Source organism: Streptomyces sp. NPDC050509 (genome assembly GCF_044457965.1).
Classification (GTDB): domain Bacteria; phylum Actinomycetota; class Actinomycetes; order Streptomycetales; family Streptomycetaceae; genus Streptomyces.
Map to the genome: position 1 here is coordinate 20,419 of NZ_JBITHL010000012.1, position 15,557 is coordinate 35,975.

Consider the following 15,557-nt stretch of genomic DNA (forward strand, 5'->3'; position numbering starts at 1 on the left):
ACCAGGAGCACCATGGCACTGACCTCTCCCCGGCGCTCCGCGCTCTCCGATCAGGTGATCACCGAGCTGCGGGACCAGATCACGTCGGGCGCGTGGCCGGTGGGCTCACGCATCCCGACCGAGCCCGAGCTGGTCGAACAGCTCGGGGTGGCCCGCAACACCGTCCGCGAGGCGGTCCGCGCGCTCGCCCACAACGGGCTGCTGGCCATCCGGCAGGGCTCGGGGACGTATGTCGTCGCGACCAGCGAGCTGGCCGGGGTGATGCACCGCAGATTCGCCGGGGCCGAACCGGTGCACATCGCCGAGCTGCGTTCCACGCTGGAGTCCTCGGCCGCGCGGCTGGCCGCCCAGCGCCGTACGGAACGCGATCTGCGGCAGCTCGACACGCTCCTCGCGCGGCGCGAGGAGGCCTGGGCCGCAGGGGACGCGGACCGTTTCGTGACGGCTGACACGACGCTGCATCTCGCGGTCGTCGCGGCGTCGCACAACGATGTGATGACCGCGCTCTACGCGGATCTGGGCCATCTCCTGCGCGACTGGCTGCGGGACGACGTGGGCCGGGAGCTGCGCCCCGAGAACCACATGGACCACGCACGGCTGGTGGCGGCGATCCGGGCGGGGGACGCGGAGACGGCGGCGGCCGAGGCGGCGAGCTACACCCGGCACTGCCTGGTCACGGACGTACGTGGCTGACCCGTACCGACCTGATCTCCTTCCAGCACCGGTCGGCGAGCCGGACGTACCCGGCGGCCCTGATGTCCACGGGCGCGCCGACGGCGTCAATGTCCCACCAGCGCGCGCAGTCCACGTGCAGCCGGACCCGGTCCGTCTCGGGGTACGGGTTGTGGCAGTACGCGACGGCGCGGGAGCCCTGGATGTCCGTACGGCAGGTGGCATGGAAGCGGTCGGGGGCCGGGCGGTCCCGGCCCGGTCGGTCGGCGGCGACCGCCAACGCCGAGGCGATCAGCGTGGCCGCCACAAGAGCGGCCGTACGGCGACGTCGCGGACGCATACGGACCCCTCCTCCCCCGGCGGAAGAGCCGTAGGGACGGCCCCGTCATGAGCCGTCCCGCCCAGTGTGCGGGGAAGCGCCGCTCTTTTCGACTCGGGGAGGAGCAGCGGGCGGACGGGAGAACAAGAAGGCCGCGCGCTCCGAAAGGGAACGCGCGGCCTTCTCAGTGCTGCCGAGAGTGTCAGGCACCCATCATGTGCACGCCGCCGTCGACGTGGACGATCTCGCCTGTCGTCTTCGGGAAGAAGTCCGACAGCAGACCGACGACACCGCGACCGGCCGGCTCCGGGTCCGAGAGGTCCCAGTTGATCGCGGCACGCTCGTTCCAGACATCCGCGAAGGTCTCGAAGCCCGGGATCGACTTGGCCGCCATCGACTTGAGCGGACCGGCCGAGATCAGGTTGCAGCGGATGTTCCGCTCGCCCAGGTCACGCGCGAGGTAGCGGTTGGTGGACTCCAGGGCCGCCTTGGCGACACCCATCCAGTCGTACTTGGGCCAGGCGAACTGCGCGTCGAAGGTGAGGCCGACGACCGAGCCGCCGCGCTCCATCAGCGGCAGGCAGGCCATGGTGAGCGACTTCAGGGAGTACGCCGAGACGTGCACCGCCGTGGAGACGTCCTCCCAGCTCCCCTCCAGGAAGTTGAAGGCGCCCTGCGGCCCGAAGGCGATCGAGTGCACGATGCCGTCGAGCCCGGCGCCCTCGCCCTGGTGCTCACGGATCTTGTCGGCCAGCCCGTCCAGGTGCTCCTGGTTGGTGACGTCCAGCTCGATGACCGGGGCGGGCTTGGGCAGCCGCTTGGCGATGCGCTCGACGAGCGTGAGCCTGCCGAAGCCGGTGAGGATGACCTCGGCGCCCTCCTCCTGCGCCACCTTGGCGGCCTGGAAGGCAATGGAGGACTCCGTGAGGACGCCCGTCACGAGAATGCGCTTGCCGGCGAGGATTCCACTCATGTGATCAGTGACCCATGCCCAATCCGCCGTCAACGGGAATGACGGCTCCAGTGATGTACGAGGCGTCGTCGGAGGCGAGGAACCGCACCGTCGCGGCGATCTCCTCCGGCTGCGCATAGCGGCCGAGCGGCACCTGCGAGACGATGCCCGCGCGCTGCTCGTCGGTGAGTACCTTCGTCATGTCGGTGTCGACGAAGCCGGGCGCGACGACGTTGAAGGTGATGTTCCGCGAACCCAGCTCACGGGCGAGGGAGCGGGCGAACCCGACCAGACCTGCCTTGGACGCGGCGTAGTTCGCCTGCCCCGCCGAACCGAGCAGCCCGACCACGGACGAGATCAGGACGACCCGGCCCTTCTTGGCGCGCAGCATCGCGCGGTTGGCGCGCTTGACGACGCGGAAGGTGCCGGTGAGGTTGGTGTCGAGCACGGAGGCGAAGTCCTCCTCGGACATCCGCATCAGCAACTGGTCCTTGGTGATGCCGGCGTTGGCCACCAGCACCTCCACGGGACCGTGCTTCTCCTCGATCTCCTTGTATGCCTGCTCCACCTGCTCGCTGTCGGTGATGTCGCAGCGGACCGCCAGGCAGCCCAGCTCCGTGAGCGCCTGCGGCGGCTCGCCGGAGCGGTAGGTGATGGCGACCTTGTCGCCGTTGTCGGCGAAGGCACGGGCGATGGCGAGGCCGATGCCCCGGTTTCCTCCGGTGACGAGAACCGAGCGGCTCAACGGATCAGCCTTTCCTCAAGGGGTCTGGTACCCCTGAAAACCTATAGGTCCCACCCGGCCCGCGGAGAATCGGCCCCTGACAGCGCCTCGGGGCACTCCCTGTCGGGTCCCTACAGAAACGGGCCTCGGGCCGGTTGCTGTACGGGCTCACTCCCCGCCGTACAGACGGTCAAGACTCACCAGCACCACCTCGCCCCCCTTCTCGGCGGCCCGCAGCTCAGGGGTGAACCCCTCTCCGCTGAAGCAGACGAGCCGGACCTGCGACACATCCGTGCCGCGCCCTGCCAGCAGATCCCGGATTCCTCGCAGCCGTTCGAGATGTCCAACCCCCATGACCTGACCCCACTTGCACTCGCCGAGTGCCAGCAACACCCCGTTGTCCTGGCCGACAGCGCCGTGGGCCACGACGTCGACTTCGTAGGAGGCCCGGTTCGCCGGGTCGGTGACAGTGCCGTACGACACGTCGATCGGCAGCCCGCCGAGCGTCTCGGGCGCCGCGAAGTGGGCGACCCAGTCCCGGCAGAGCTGCTCGAAGTGCGGGCCGACCACCGCAGGGAAGAAACTCGGTCCGCTGCTCCGCCAGGCGGCTTCGGCCATCCCCCGGTCCAGCATGGCGATCTTCGGCCGGACGATGGCATGGTCGAAGTTGATCAGCGGTTCGGCGACCTGGTACGTGCTGCGGTTCTTGCGGAACGCGTCCGTCTGCCGTTGTACGAGTCCACAGTCCTGGAGCACGGTCAACGGGTGGGTGATGTCGCCGGTGGGCCGGGCGAGGAAGTTCGCGATACGGCCGGACGTGCGGTTCCCTGAGGCGATCGCCGACAGCACCGAGTGGTAGATCGCCCGGTCGCGCAGATCGGACTCGTCGGCCAGCAGGTAGCGCGCCTCCCGGTAGAGAGGCGAGCGCGGCGAGAGCACGGTCCGGCAGATCCAGGCGTCGAAATCCTCGATGCCGGACGGGGTGTCGTCCCGTACGAACTCACGCCGATAGGCCGGAGTGCCGCCGACGACCGCGTGGACGAGCACCGCGAGCCGGGGATCGTCCATGCCCCAGAACTCCGCCGCCTTCCGGAAGTCGAGCGGGTGAACGACCAGTTCCAGGCTCGCCCGGCCCCGCAGCGGTGACGTACCGCTGAGCAGCCCGCCCATGAAGGCGAGCGAACTGCCGCACAGGAGAAGACGGGTACGGGACTCCAAGCGCTCCGGGCGGCGGGGCCCGTAGGCGACCTGGAGCACGGAGTGCAGCGACGGCGAGTGCCGGGCGAGATAGGGGAATTCGTCGATCACCACGGGCAGCGGCCGCTCACGGCCGAGCGCGAGCAGCGCATCGACTGCCGCCTCCCAGCGGTCGAACCGCAGCGGCGCGACGCTCCCGGTGTACGCGGCCAACTCCTCGCCGAAGCGGCGCAGCGACTCGGCTTCCGTCGCCTCGTACGCACAGAAGTAGAAGCCGCCGCCGGCCCGCGCGAGCGCGTCGAGCAGGAAGGACTTCCCCTGCCGACGACGACCGGACACCACACCCAAGGTGGCTTCGGGCCCGGCATCGGCGGCGAAGGCGGTCAGCTCGCTCCACTCCCAGTCCCGGTCGAACATGTCGTCCGGCTTGGCGAGCGTGCCTGGATCCTGTCCTGTTCCCATGGTTTCGCCTCCTGTGCGGAATTAAGGGGAAACATACTTCCGGGAAGTACGTTTCCCCTTAACGAGGCTCGCGGGCCGCCGACACGGGACAGGCCACCCGGCAGCGGACCTGTTTCCCGATCGACGACCGGATGACATGCCAGTCCGGCGTCAGCAGATCCAGCAACGCCAGCCCCCGCCCGGACTCCGCAGTCGCGTGGTCGAGCGGAACACCTCGCCTGCGCGGCAGCGTGTGCGGATCCGGATCGTGGACGTTGACCGCCACCCCGAAGGAAGCGGCGTACACCTCCACCACGACCGGTACGTGATCCCCGCAGGCCCGTACGGCGTTCCCGACCAGCTCCGACACGACGAGCTGTGCGGTGTCGACGGCGTCGGCATCCACGCCGAGATCGGCGAGGACCTTGGCGGTCAGCTCGCGGAGCGAGCGGAGGTGGGATCCGGTGGCGTTCACGTGGGCGGCGAAGCCGCGGCTGCGGTGGCGTAAGTAGAAGCCGGGGGTGGGGGGTTGGGGTACTTGTTCTCGACGTTCGGCCATGGTGTACACGGCACCTCCGGGGCAGCGGGGCAGCAACAAGGGAAGCAACGCCACGCGGTTGCGCGCTCACCATCCGTGGCGATTTCCCGATACTGCACCTAGCCACCCAGGGTGGCAAGTTTTCAACCCGTACGGGTGACGGGTCCTCCAGAGCCGCTACTTCGAGGGTAATTGCGGGTGTATGACTGCCGTCATGCCTAACTCTCCAGTGGTTCCCACTGTCCGACGCCGACGCCTCGGGACTGCCCTCAGACAGTTCCGCAACGACGCGGGGATGACTCTCGACCAAGCCGCTTCCGCGATCGGCTGGAAGGGGCCCAAGTTGTCGAAGATCGAGAGTGCCAACCAGTCCATCCGCCCAAGCGACGTCGCCACGTTGCTGGAGGTCTACGGGCTGGACGATCCCGAGGTGCTCACCGCACTGGACAGCCTGGCACGGGATGCGGGGAAGAAGGGCTGGTGGCAGACGTACAGCGGCGTCGTCTCTCCTTCCTATGCCGACTACATCTCACTTGAGTCCGACGCCGTTTCCATCTGCGCCTGGTCGCCTCTCGTGATCCCTGGCCTTCTTCAAACCGCGTCGTACGCTCGCGAGAACATCGCCGGCATCACGACGTTCCGTACGCCGGAGGAAGTAGCCGCACTGGCGGAGGTCCGACTCGCCCGCCAGTCAGTGCTCACCCGCCCTGGCATTCCACTGGAGTTGTGGGCGATCATCCACGAAGCAACGCTCCATCAGCGGTTCGCCATGCGCCCCAACACCATGCGTGACCAACTGCGCCGTCTGCTCGATACCGCCGACATGCCCAATGTCACGGTTCAGCTCATGCCGCTGAACTGCACAGCGCATCCCGGTGTCCTGGGCGGTTTCAATCTGGCCAGCTTTCTCGGACGCATGCCTCCCGTAGTGGTCTTGGAGAACGTCGGCGGTGCGGCTTACGTTGAGGGGGACGACGCAGCGCCCTTCACGAAAGCCTTCGAACGCATCCGCGCTACGGCTCTCTCCGTGGAGGACTCGCTCGCGCGGATCGCCGAGATGGAAGAAGGCCAGAGAAAGTGACGGATCCGAAGACAGAGCTGTGCGCCTACAACCTCTCCGCCGCTTCCTGGCGCAAGTCCTCTGCCAGCGGAGCGGAGCACGACTGCGTCGAGATAGCCAACCTCCCGGACGGCGCCAAGGCCATCCGGGACTCCAAGCGCCCCAGCGCCGCCCAACTCCACTGCACCGCTACGGAATGGGCCGCCTTCCGCGACGGAGTCGTCTCCGGCAGCCTCTGAGACAGGGGCAAGGGTGTCCAGAGGGGATCAGTCCCGTGCGCGCCTACCACACGCCACGACGGAGATGGCCGAGGTGCCGTAATGGGTCTTCGGGGGTGCTGCCCCGCATGATTCACTGCGGACGCATGGAAGGTGCGACAACCAGAGCGTGATGACAAGGAAGGCAGCACGTGCCCCACGAGGTAGATCAGTCGTTCCTGGCGCTGCCGCTGCGGGCGCTCGCCGACGCGGCGCTCGCGCGGGCGCGGGCGCTCGGTGCCCAGCACGCGGATTTCCGGTTCGAGCGGGTGCGCGGCGCGGCCTGGCGGCTGCGGGACGGGAAGCCCGCCGGGTCGTCGGACACCACCGATCTCGGCTACGCGGTCCGGGTGGTGCACGGCGGGGCCTGGGGCTTCGCGTCCGGGGTGGATCTGACCATGGACGCGGCGGCGCGGGTCGCCGGGCAGGCCGTGGCGATGGCGAAGCTGTCCGCGAAGGTGATCGCCGCCGCGGGGTCCGACGAGCGGGTGGAGCTGGCCGAGGAGCCGGTGCACGCCGAGAAGACCTGGGTGTCGGCGTACGAGATCGATCCGTTCACCGTGCCCGACGAGGAGAAGAGCGGGCTGCTCGCCGAGTGGAGCGCGCGGCTGCTGCGGGCGGAGGGCGTGGCGCATGTGGACGCCTCGCTGCTCACCGTCCACGAGAACAAGTTCTACGCGGACACGGCGGGCACCGTCACCACCCAGCAGCGCGTGCGGCTGCATCCGCAGCTCACGGCGGTCGCGGTCGACGGCAAGAGCGGCGAGTTCGACTCGATGCGCACGATCGCGCCGCCGGTCGGCCGGGGCTGGGAGTACCTGACCGGCACCGGCTGGGACTGGGACGCGGAGCTGGAGCGCATCCCCGGGCTGCTCGCGGAGAAGATGCGCGCGCCGAGCGTCGAGGCCGGTACGTACGACCTGGTCGTCGACCCGTCCAACCTGTGGCTGACGATCCACGAGTCGATCGGCCACGCCACCGAACTGGACCGGGCGCTGGGGTACGAGGCGGCGTACGCGGGGACGTCCTTCGCCACGTTCGACCAGCTCGGGACGTTGGCGTACGGCTCCTCGGTGATGAATGTGACGGGTGACCGCACCGCCGAGCACGGCCTCGCCACGATCGGGTACGACGACGAGGGCGTCGAGGCGCAGTCGTGGGACCTGGTCAAGGACGGCACGCTGGTGGGCTACCAGCTCGACCGGCGGATCGCGAAGCTCACCGGCCTCGGCCGCTCCAACGGCTGCGCGTACGCCGACTCGCCGGGGCACGTACCGGTGCAGCGCATGGCCAACGTGTCGCTGCGGCCGGATCCGGGCGGGCTCGCCACGGAGGATCTGATCGGCGGGGTGGAGCGCGGGATCTATGTGGTCGGCGACCGGTCGTGGTCGATCGACATGCAGCGCTACAACTTCCAGTTCACGGGCCAGCGGTTCTTCCGGATCGAGAACGGCAAGCTGGCGGGCCAGCTCCGCGATGTCGCCTACCAGGCGACGACCACGGACTTCTGGGGCTCGATGGAGGCGGTCGGCGGACCGCAGACGTATGTCCTGGGCGGCGCCTTCAACTGCGGCAAGGCGCAGCCGGGCCAGGTGGCGGCGGTCTCCCACGGCTGCCCGTCGGCGCTGTTCCGCGGCGTCAACATCCTCAACACCACGCAGGAGGCCGGACGATGACCCCCACCAGCCGCGTCAGCAGGCCGCACGAGATCGTCGAGCGCGCCCTCGAACTGTCCACCGCCGACGGGTGCGTGGTCATCGCCGACGAGCAGTCCTCCGCCAATCTGCGCTGGGCGGGCAACGCGCTGACGACCAACGGGGTGACCCGGGGCCGTACGCTCACCGTCATCGCGACCGTGGACGGCGCGCGGGGCACCGCCTCGGGGGTCGTGTCGCGTTCCGCCGTCACCGCCGACGACCTGGAGCCGCTGGTGCGGGCGGCCGAGGCCGCCGCTCGGGGCGCCGGGCCCGCCGAGGACGCGCAGCCGCTGGTCGGTGCGGACGGCGCCGACGGCCGGGGGTCGGCGGGCTTCGCCGACGCGCCCGTCGAGACGACCTCCGCCGTCTTCGCGGAGTTCGCGCCGGCGCTCGGGGAGTCCTTCGCGCGGGCCCGGGCCGGCGGCCGTGAGCTGTACGGTTTCGCGAACCACGAGCTGACCTCGACGTATCTCGGTACGTCGACGGGTGTGCGGCTGCGCCACGACCAGCCCAGCGGCACGCTGGAGCTGAACGCGAAGTCGCCGGACCGCTCGCGTTCCGCCTGGGCGGGGCGGGCCACGCGGGACTTCCAGGACGTGGACCCGGCCGCTCTCGACGCCGAGCTGGCCCGGCGTCTCGCCTGGGCCGAGCGCAAGGTGGAGCTGCCCGCCGGGCGGTACGAGACGCTGCTGCCGCCGACCGCCGTGGCCGATCTGCTGATCTACCAGTTCTGGTCGTCCACGGCCCGGGACGCGGTGGAGGGCCGTACGGTCTTCTCGCTGCCGGGTGGTGGCACCCGCGTCGGGGAGAAGCTGTCCGAGCTGCCGCTCACGCTGCGCAGCGACCCGTACGAGCCGGGTCTGGAGTCGGCGCCGTTCGTGATCGCGCACGCCTCCGGCGACGACGCCTCCGTCTTCGACAACGGGCTGCCGCTCGCGCCGACGGAGTGGGTGCGCGGCGGCACACTGGACCGTCTCGTCTCCACCCGGCACAGCGCCGCCCTGACCGGGCTCCCGGTCGCGCCGGGTATCGGCAATCTGATCCTGGACGGCGGGGGCGAGCGCTCGCTGGACGAGATGGTGGCGAACACCTCGCGCGGGCTGCTGCTGACCTGCCTCTGGTACATCCGCGAGGTCGATCCGGCGACGCTGCTGCTCACGGGGCTGACCCGGGACGGCGTCTATCTGGTCGAGGACGGCGAGGTGGTCGGCGAGGTGAACAACTTCCGGTTCAACGAGTCGCCCGTCGATCTGCTGTCGCGGGCGGCGGAGGCCGGCCGTACGGAGAAGACGCTGCCGCGTGAGTGGGGCGACTGGTTCACCCGGGCCGCGATGCCCGCCCTGCGCATCCCGGACTTCAACATGAGCTCGGTCAGCCAGGGGGTGTGACCCCCATAGACTGGTGATTCACCACAGCACCATCCCAGACATCCGAGACATCCGCGTGTGCACCACCCGAGGAGAGAAACGACCGTGACGGACATCGTCGACGACCTGAAGTGGCGCGGGCTGTTCGCCCAGTCCACCGACGAGGACGCCTTGCGCAAGGCGCTCGCGGACGGTCCCGTCACGTTCTATTGCGGTTTCGACCCGACCGCGCCCAGCCTGCACGTGGGTCATCTGGTGCAGGTGCTGACCGTACGCAGGCTCCAGCAGGCCGGGCACCGGCCGCTGGCGCTGGTGGGCGGGGCCACCGGGCAGATCGGTGACCCGCGGCCGACCGCCGAGCGGACGCTGAACGACCCGGAGACGGTGGCCGGCTGGGTGGAGCGGCTGCGGTCGCAGATCGAGCCGTTCCTCTCGTTCGAGGGGCCGAACGCGGCGACCATGGTCAACAACCTGGACTGGACCGCGGGCCTGTCCGCGATCGAGTTCCTGCGGGACATCGGGAAGCACTTCCGCGTCAACAGGATGCTGACGAAGGACTCGATCGCCCGTCGGCTGGAGTCCGACGAGGGCATCAGCTACACCGAGTTCAGCTACCAGCTCCTCCAGTCCATGGACTTCCTGGAGCTGTACCGGCGGTACGGCTGTGTCCTCCAGCAGGGCGGCAGCGACCAGTGGGGCAATCTCACCGCCGGTCTCGACCTGATCCACCGCCTGGAGCCGGGCGCCGAGGTGCACGCACTGGCGACGCCGCTGATGACGAAGGCGGACGGCACCAAGTTCGGCAAGACGGAGGGCGGCGCGGTCTGGCTCGACCCGGCGATGACCACGCCGTACGCGTTCTACCAGTTCTGGCTGAACGTGGACGACCGTGACGTCTCCGCGTACAGCCGCATCCTCAGCTTCCGGACCCGTGAGGAGCTGGAGGAGCTGGAGCGGGCCACGGCGGAGCGTCCGCAGGCGCGCGCCGCGCAGCGGGCGCTGGCGGAGGAGCTGACGACGCTGGTGCACGGCGCGGAGCAGTGCGCGGCGGTCATCTCCGCGTCCCGGGCGCTGTTCGGCCAGGGCGAGCTGACGGGGCTGGACGAGGCGACGCTGGGCGCGGCGCTCTCCGAGGTGCCGCGCGCCGAGGTCACCGAGCTGGCGTCGGTGGTGGATCTGCTCGCCGCGGTGGGTCTGGCGCCGAGCAAGTCGGCGGCGCGGCGCACCGTCAAGGAGGGCGGGGCGTACGTGAACAACGTCAAGGTCGCGGACGGCGAGGCGGTTCCCGAGCGTACGGAGCTGCTGCACGGCCGCTGGCTGGTGCTCCGCCGCGGGAAGAAGAACCTGGCCGCGATCGAGGTCACGGCGGGCTGAACCGCGGGACGGGACGACGGCTGCGGCCGGGTGCGTGGGCGGTGGCCCGTGCCCCCGGCCGCGGTGCTGTCCGTCAGATTCTTTCCCGTGTGCTCGTCCCCGTCGTGCCCCTGTTACCGCGGATCGCCTGCCAGAGCTTGGCGACGAGCGCGACCACGATGATGGCCCCGATGAGCTGGAGCACGTGCCGGGTCCAGTCGATGCCCTTGGTGTTGGCGACCCCGAGCCAGCCGGCGACGGCGTTGCCGAGCACGCTGCCCAGGATGCCGCACAGAACCGTCAGCCACAGAGGGATGTTCTGCTTGCCCGGGATGATCGCTTTGGCGATCAGGCCGAGCACCAGGCCCACAACGATGACCCACAACCAACTCATGGTCGCCTCCTCACGCGGCGCGATGTGCGCATGAGGCCACTCTGTGGTGATCGGCCATACGGCGCATGTCGGACGCGGCCGTACGGGGGCGCGACGAGCCACGACGGCGGGGTCGGCGAGGCGCACCGGTCACGCCGGGGGGTGACCCCCTCTCGTGGCCGCCGCACGGTCGGCGTACCGTGAAGGGTGTCCGGTCCGGGGAGAGTTCCGCCGGGAGAGTTCCGGGGGAGCGCCGGTGGCAGAAATCGGGTGGTGGAGCGTGACGCGTAAGCAGAGCGGCGCCGAGGTCTTCCGGATCACCGGGGCCCGTACGGGACTGGCCGAGGATGTACGTGGCCGGCAGCGCCGGTATGTGATCTCGATGAGCGTGCGGACGCTCGCCGTGGTCGCGACGGTGGCCCTGTGGAACGTGCAGCGGCCGATCGCGATCGTGACGCTCGCCCTCGGGGTGCTGCTGCCCTACGTGGCGGTGGTGATCGCCAACGCGGGCCGGGAGAACTCCCCCGCGCTGCCCTCCACTTTCGTCGCCGCGCCGATGCTGCCCCCGATGATCGCGGCGTCGCCGGCACCGGGCACGGCACAGGCGGGCGCCAAGGCCCCCGGCCGTGAGTACGGTGAGGGGCCTTCGCCGACGCGCGAACCGACGTGAGGCGAATCGGCGTGACGTGAGGGGGCGGACGCCGACGGGAGTGGATTCCCGGCGTCCGCAAAACGCGGGAAAAGCCTCAAGAAAAGCTCAGATCAATCGTGAAGTTCCGGTGCACGGCACCCCGTTGCCCGTGACATACTTTGCAAGCGCTCCGCATCCCCCGTCGGAGCGACGGACCGACGCCGGGCAGCTCCCCCCGTGGCTGCTCGGCGTCGCCTTTTTCGGGGTCGTCACCACCGGGGACATCACCACTGCGGCCCGTTACCACCGAGACCGAGGTCGTCACCACCGGGGTCGTCACCACCGCGGCCCGTTACCGCGACGCCCTAGGGTGGGTGGGTGAACTTCCCCCTCTTCCCCACTCCTGATTCCCCCGACGACAACGCGCCGCCGGTCTGCTCCGCGAAGGGCTGCCGCGCCGCCGCCGTCTGGGTCCTCGCCTGGAACAACCCCAAGCTGCACACGCCGGAGCGCCGCAAGACCTGGCTGGCCTGCGACGCGCACCGCGAGCATCTGTCGTCGTTCCTGGGGGTGCGCGGGTTCCTCAAGGATGTGGTGACCCTGGAGGAGTGGGAGGGTCGCGAGGAGCACGATTCAGCCGCCGATGGCTGACATCGGGCGGTCGGGCTGGAGGAAGGCGGGATCGTCCAGACCTGAACCGGCCTTCTTTCCCCACATCGCCAGCTTCCAGAGCGTGGCTATCTCCTCGTCGGGGGCGCCCGAGCGCAGGGCCGCCCGCAGGTCCGTCTCCTCCCGGGCGAACAGGCACGTACGCACCTGGCCGTCGGCGGTCAGCCGGGTGCGGTCGCAGGCGCGGCAGAAGGGGCGGGTGACGGAGGCGATCACCCCGACGCGGTGCGGGCCGCCGTCCACGAGCCAGCGCTCGGCGGGCGCCGAGCCGCGTACGCCCCCGCCCTCCTCGGTCAGGGTGAACCGGGTGCGCAGCGAGGCCAGGATGTCACCGGCCGTGATCATGTTGTCGCGCTTCCAGCCGTGCTGCGCGTCGAGGGGCATCTGCTCGATGAACCGCAGCTCGTAGCCGTGCTCCACGGCCCAGGCCAGCAGATCGGGGGCCTCGTCCTCGTTGAGCCCCGGCATCAGCACCGTATTGACCTTGACGGGGGTCAGCCCGGCGTCACGGGCCGCGCGCAGCCCGTCGAGGACGTCCTGGTGCCGGTCACGGCGGGTGAGGGTCTTGAAGGCGTCGGGCCGCAGGGTGTCGAGCGAGACATTGACCCGGTCCAGCCCGGCGACCTTCAGCGCGGCGGCCGTGCGCCTGAGGCCGATGCCGTTGGTGGTCAGCGACATCCTGGGGCGCGGCTCCAGCGCCGCGCACCGCTCCACGATCCCGACGAGTCCCGGCCTGAGCAGCGGCTCACCGCCGGTGAAGCGGACCTCCTCGATGCCCAGGCGCGTCACGGCCATCCCGATCAGCCGGACGATCTCGTCGTCGGTCAGCAGATCGGTCTTGGTGAGCCACTGGAGACCTTCCTCCGGCATGCAGTACGTGCACCGCAGGTTGCACCGGTCCGTGAGCGACACGCGAAGATCCGTGGCGACACGGCTGTAGGTGTCGATGAGCACTGTGGCCCCTCCCGGTGGTTCCTGATGGTCGGTGTGGCTCCCCGGTGATCGGATCCGGCTCCTTCGAGCCTACGTCAGACCTCCGACACCACCGGGCGCCGTGTGCGACGACGAGCCACCCGGGGCGGGGAGCCCGACGGGGGCCGAGGAGCCGCGAGGCCGCGTCGCGGGACTCCACGACGCGGCCTCGGAGGCTGGTACGACGGCTCGGGGTCAGTGCGCCCCCGTACCGGTGAGGGACTTGACCTCCAGCTCGGCGTACTTCCCGGTGTCCGGCTGCTCCTTGGACAGTACGGTGCCCAGCCAGCCGAGAGCGAAGCCCAGCGGGATGGAGATCAGCCCGGGGTTCTCCAGCGGGAAGAAGTGGAAGTCGACGTCCGGGAACATCGAGGTGGGCTTGCCCGAGACGACCGGCGAGAAGAGCACCAGCAGCACGGAAGAGGACAGACCGCCGTAGATCGACCACAGGGCGCCCTGGGTGGTGAACCTCTTCCAGAACAGGCTGTAGAGGATCGTCGGCAGGTTGGCCGAGGCGGCGACGGCGAAGGCGAGCGCGACCAGTCCGGCCACGTTGAGGTCGCGGGCCATGGCGCCGAGTCCGATGGAGACGACACCGATGGCGACGGTCGCCCAGCGGGCCGCGCGGACCTCCTCCTTCTCGGTCGCCTCCCCCTTGCGGATCACATTGGCGTAGATGTCGTGCGCGAACGACGAGGACGAGGCCAGCGTCAGCCCCGCGACCACCGCGAGGATGGTGGCGAAGGCGACCGCCGAGATCACGGCCAGCAGGATCGCGCCGCCCGTCGACCCGGCTCCGCCGCCGATCTCCAGGGCTGCCAGGGGAGCCGCCGTGTTGCCCGCCTTGTTGGAGGCGATGATGTCGCCGGGCTTGAGGAGCGCGGCGGCACCGAAGCCGAGGACGATCGTCATCAGGTAGAAGGCACCGATGATGCCGATGGCCCAGATGACCGACTTCCGGGCTGCCTGCGCGGTCGGCACGGTGTAGAAGCGGATCAGGATGTGCGGCAGTCCCGCCGTACCGAGGACGAGCGCGATCCCGAGCGAGATGAAGTCCAGCTTCGAGGTGGCCGTCGCCCCGTACTTGAGACCGGGCTCCAGGAAGGCCGCGCCCTTGCCGCTGTTGCTCGCCGCCGAGCCCAGCAGGTCGGAGAGGTTGAAGTGGAACTTCCACAGGATCAGGAAAGTGATCAGCAGGGTGCCCGCGATGAGCAGGACGGCCTTGACCATCTGCACCCAGGTGGTGCCCTTCATGCCGCCGATCGTGACGTACACGATCATCAGCAGGCCGACCAGCGCGACGATGGCGATCTTCCCGGCGTCGCTGGTGATGCCGAGCAGCAGGGAGACGAGCACGCCCGCGCCGGCCATCTGCGCCAGCAGGTAGAAGATCGAGACGACGATGGTGGAGGTGCCCGCGGCGGTACGGACCGGGCGCTGGCGCATGCGGTACGCGAGGACGTCGCCCATCGTGTACCGGCCGGAGTTGCGCAGCGGTTCGGCGACGAGGAGCAGCGCGACCAGCCAGGCGACGAGGAAGCCGATGGAGTAGAGGAAGCCGTCGTAACCGAAGAGCGCGATGGCCCCGGCGATCCCGAGGAACGACGCGGCGGACATGTAGTCGCCGGAGACGGCGAGGCCGTTCTGGAAGCCGGTGAACTGCCGGCCGCCCGCATAGAAGTCCGAGGCGCTCTTGGTCTGGCGGCCGGCCCAGACGGTGATGATCAGGGTCGCCACGACGAAGAGCCCGAAGAGCGTGATGATCAGCGGCCGGTGCTCGCTGGCGTCCCCGGCGGCGGCGAGCCGGACCGGGGCCGACTGGCTGAGGAGAGTGACCGGGTGGCTCATGCGTCCGCCTCCATACGGGACTTGATGGCTTCGGCCTTCGGGTCGAGCTGCCGTGCCGCGTGCCGCGAGTAGATCCAGGCGATGAGGAAGGTGGTGGCGAACTGCGCGAGGCCGAGGACCAGCGCGACATTGATGTTGCCGAAGAGCTTGGTGCCCATGAAGTCGCCGGCGTAGTTGGACAGCAGGACGTACAGCAGGTACCAGGCGATGAAGGCGACGGTCAGCGGGAAGGCGAAGGAGCGGTAGGTGCGGCGCAGTTCGCCGAACTCCTCGCTCTCCTGCACCTCGACGAACCGGGCCGTCGTGGGCTGGGCGGGTGCGGCCCCGTCCTTCGCGATCCGGACCGGCGGAGCCCCGTCCTTCGGGGCCCCTTCGAGTGTGGACGGGGCGGTGCTGGTGTCCGTACCGCCCTCGGGCGGCGGCGGTGTGTCGGAAGCCACGGACTCTCCTCGTGACGCGGGTGCGGTGGGGTGGGTCATAGGGCGGG

At 69.8% G+C, this 15,557-nt stretch carries 17 protein-coding genes; 8 read left to right on the forward strand and 9 right to left on the reverse strand.

From position 1 onward, the window contains the following. The first annotated feature begins 12 nt into the window (after nt 1-12). On the forward strand, nt 13-693 hold the full coding sequence (locus ACIBJC_RS30225) for a FadR/GntR family transcriptional regulator (RefSeq protein WP_399297878.1): 681 nt from the start codon (nt 13-15) through the stop codon (nt 691-693). Here the strand turns inward: ACIBJC_RS30225 and ACIBJC_RS30230 are convergent. From ACIBJC_RS30230 to ACIBJC_RS30250, 5 genes are all read right to left on the reverse strand, one after another. Continuing rightward, entirely contained in the window at nt 674-1,012 is a 339-nt protein-coding gene (locus ACIBJC_RS30230; RefSeq protein ID WP_399297880.1) for a hypothetical protein, read from the reverse strand. The two genes, ACIBJC_RS30225 and ACIBJC_RS30230, sit on opposite strands and share 20 nt — an antisense overlap. Nucleotides 1,013-1,193: 181 nt before the next feature. Continuing rightward, a complete protein-coding gene (gene fabI, locus ACIBJC_RS30235; protein ID WP_399297882.1) occupies nt 1,194-1,964 on the reverse strand; it encodes an enoyl-ACP reductase FabI in 771 nt (256 codons plus the stop codon). Between the two features lie 4 nt (nt 1,965-1,968). Next, nucleotides 1,969-2,688 carry a 3-oxoacyl-[acyl-carrier-protein] reductase gene (gene fabG, locus ACIBJC_RS30240; RefSeq protein WP_329826278.1) on the reverse strand — a complete coding sequence of 240 codons (720 nt, stop codon included), beginning with the start codon at nt 2,686-2,688 and terminating at the stop codon, nt 1,969-1,971. A 147-nt stretch (nt 2,689-2,835) separates the two neighbouring features. Continuing rightward, nucleotides 2,836-4,326 carry an ATP-binding protein gene (locus ACIBJC_RS30245; RefSeq protein WP_399297885.1) on the reverse strand — a complete coding sequence of 497 codons (1,491 nt, stop codon included), beginning with the start codon at nt 4,324-4,326 and terminating at the stop codon, nt 2,836-2,838. Between the two features lie 58 nt (nt 4,327-4,384). Next, a complete protein-coding gene (locus tag ACIBJC_RS30250; protein ID WP_399297887.1) occupies nt 4,385-4,864 on the reverse strand; it encodes an ATP-binding protein in 480 nt (159 codons plus the stop codon). A gap of 193 nt (nt 4,865-5,057) precedes the next feature. On the opposite strand from ACIBJC_RS30250, the gene ACIBJC_RS30255 reads away from it, so the two are divergent. The 5 genes from ACIBJC_RS30255 (at nt 5,058) to tyrS (ending at nt 10,598) form a co-directional block, all read left to right on the forward strand. Beyond that, the gene (locus ACIBJC_RS30255; RefSeq protein ID WP_399298227.1) at nt 5,058-5,924 is read left to right on the forward strand and encodes a helix-turn-helix domain-containing protein; all 867 of its coding nucleotides are present in this window, start codon (nt 5,058-5,060) and stop codon (nt 5,922-5,924) included. Then, the gene (locus ACIBJC_RS30260) at nt 5,921-6,142 is read left to right on the forward strand and encodes a DUF397 domain-containing protein (RefSeq protein WP_399297889.1); all 222 of its coding nucleotides are present in this window, start codon (nt 5,921-5,923) and stop codon (nt 6,140-6,142) included. The genes ACIBJC_RS30255 and ACIBJC_RS30260 overlap by 4 nt, the downstream gene beginning before the upstream one ends. A gap of 170 nt (nt 6,143-6,312) precedes the next feature. Beyond that, nucleotides 6,313-7,836 carry a TldD/PmbA family protein gene (locus tag ACIBJC_RS30265; protein WP_385004540.1) on the forward strand — a complete coding sequence of 508 codons (1,524 nt, stop codon included), beginning with the start codon at nt 6,313-6,315 and terminating at the stop codon, nt 7,834-7,836. After that, nucleotides 7,833-9,245: a metallopeptidase TldD-related protein gene (locus tag ACIBJC_RS30270; RefSeq protein ID WP_399297892.1), complete on the forward strand. Its 1,413-nt coding sequence runs from the start codon at nt 7,833-7,835 to the stop codon at nt 9,243-9,245. Before ACIBJC_RS30265 ends, ACIBJC_RS30270 begins: the two co-directional genes overlap by 4 nt. An 84-nt stretch (nt 9,246-9,329) precedes the next feature. Beyond that, nucleotides 9,330-10,598: a tyrosine--tRNA ligase gene (gene tyrS / locus ACIBJC_RS30275; protein WP_399297893.1), complete on the forward strand. Its 1,269-nt coding sequence runs from the start codon at nt 9,330-9,332 to the stop codon at nt 10,596-10,598. Between the two features lie 73 nt (nt 10,599-10,671). Here the strand turns inward: tyrS and ACIBJC_RS30280 are convergent, their stop codons facing one another. Next, nucleotides 10,672-10,971 (reverse strand): GlsB/YeaQ/YmgE family stress response membrane protein, encoded by a 300-nt coding sequence (locus ACIBJC_RS30280; RefSeq protein ID WP_399297895.1) that lies wholly within the window; start codon nt 10,969-10,971, stop codon nt 10,672-10,674. Between the two features lie 259 nt (nt 10,972-11,230). Here ACIBJC_RS30280 and ACIBJC_RS30285 point away from each other — a divergent pair, with 259 nt between their 5' ends. Then, complete coding sequence (locus ACIBJC_RS30285) at nt 11,231-11,620, forward strand: DUF3099 domain-containing protein (protein WP_399298228.1); 390 nt, start codon at nt 11,231-11,233, stop codon at nt 11,618-11,620. A gap of 339 nt (nt 11,621-11,959) precedes the next feature. Next, nucleotides 11,960-12,232 carry a hypothetical protein gene (locus ACIBJC_RS30290; protein WP_399297897.1) on the forward strand — a complete coding sequence of 91 codons (273 nt, stop codon included), beginning with the start codon at nt 11,960-11,962 and terminating at the stop codon, nt 12,230-12,232. Here ACIBJC_RS30290 and moaA read toward each other — a convergent pair. The 3 genes from moaA to ACIBJC_RS30305 all read right to left on the reverse strand — a co-directional run bounded on the left by moaA (nt 12,215) and on the right by ACIBJC_RS30305 (nt 15,510). Beyond that, nucleotides 12,215-13,204 (reverse strand): GTP 3',8-cyclase MoaA, encoded by a 990-nt coding sequence (moaA, locus tag ACIBJC_RS30295; RefSeq protein ID WP_399297899.1) that lies wholly within the window; start codon nt 13,202-13,204, stop codon nt 12,215-12,217. The two genes, ACIBJC_RS30290 and moaA, sit on opposite strands and share 18 nt — an antisense overlap. A gap of 213 nt (nt 13,205-13,417) precedes the next feature. Next, nucleotides 13,418-15,070, reverse strand: coding sequence for a cation acetate symporter (locus tag ACIBJC_RS30300; RefSeq protein ID WP_399297901.1), 1,653 nt, complete (start codon nt 15,068-15,070; stop codon nt 13,418-13,420). Beyond that, on the reverse strand, nt 15,067-15,510 hold the full coding sequence (locus ACIBJC_RS30305) for a DUF485 domain-containing protein (protein ID WP_399297903.1): 444 nt from the start codon (nt 15,508-15,510) through the stop codon (nt 15,067-15,069). The genes ACIBJC_RS30300 and ACIBJC_RS30305 overlap by 4 nt, the downstream gene beginning before the upstream one ends. Nucleotides 15,511-15,557 lie beyond the last annotated feature (47 nt).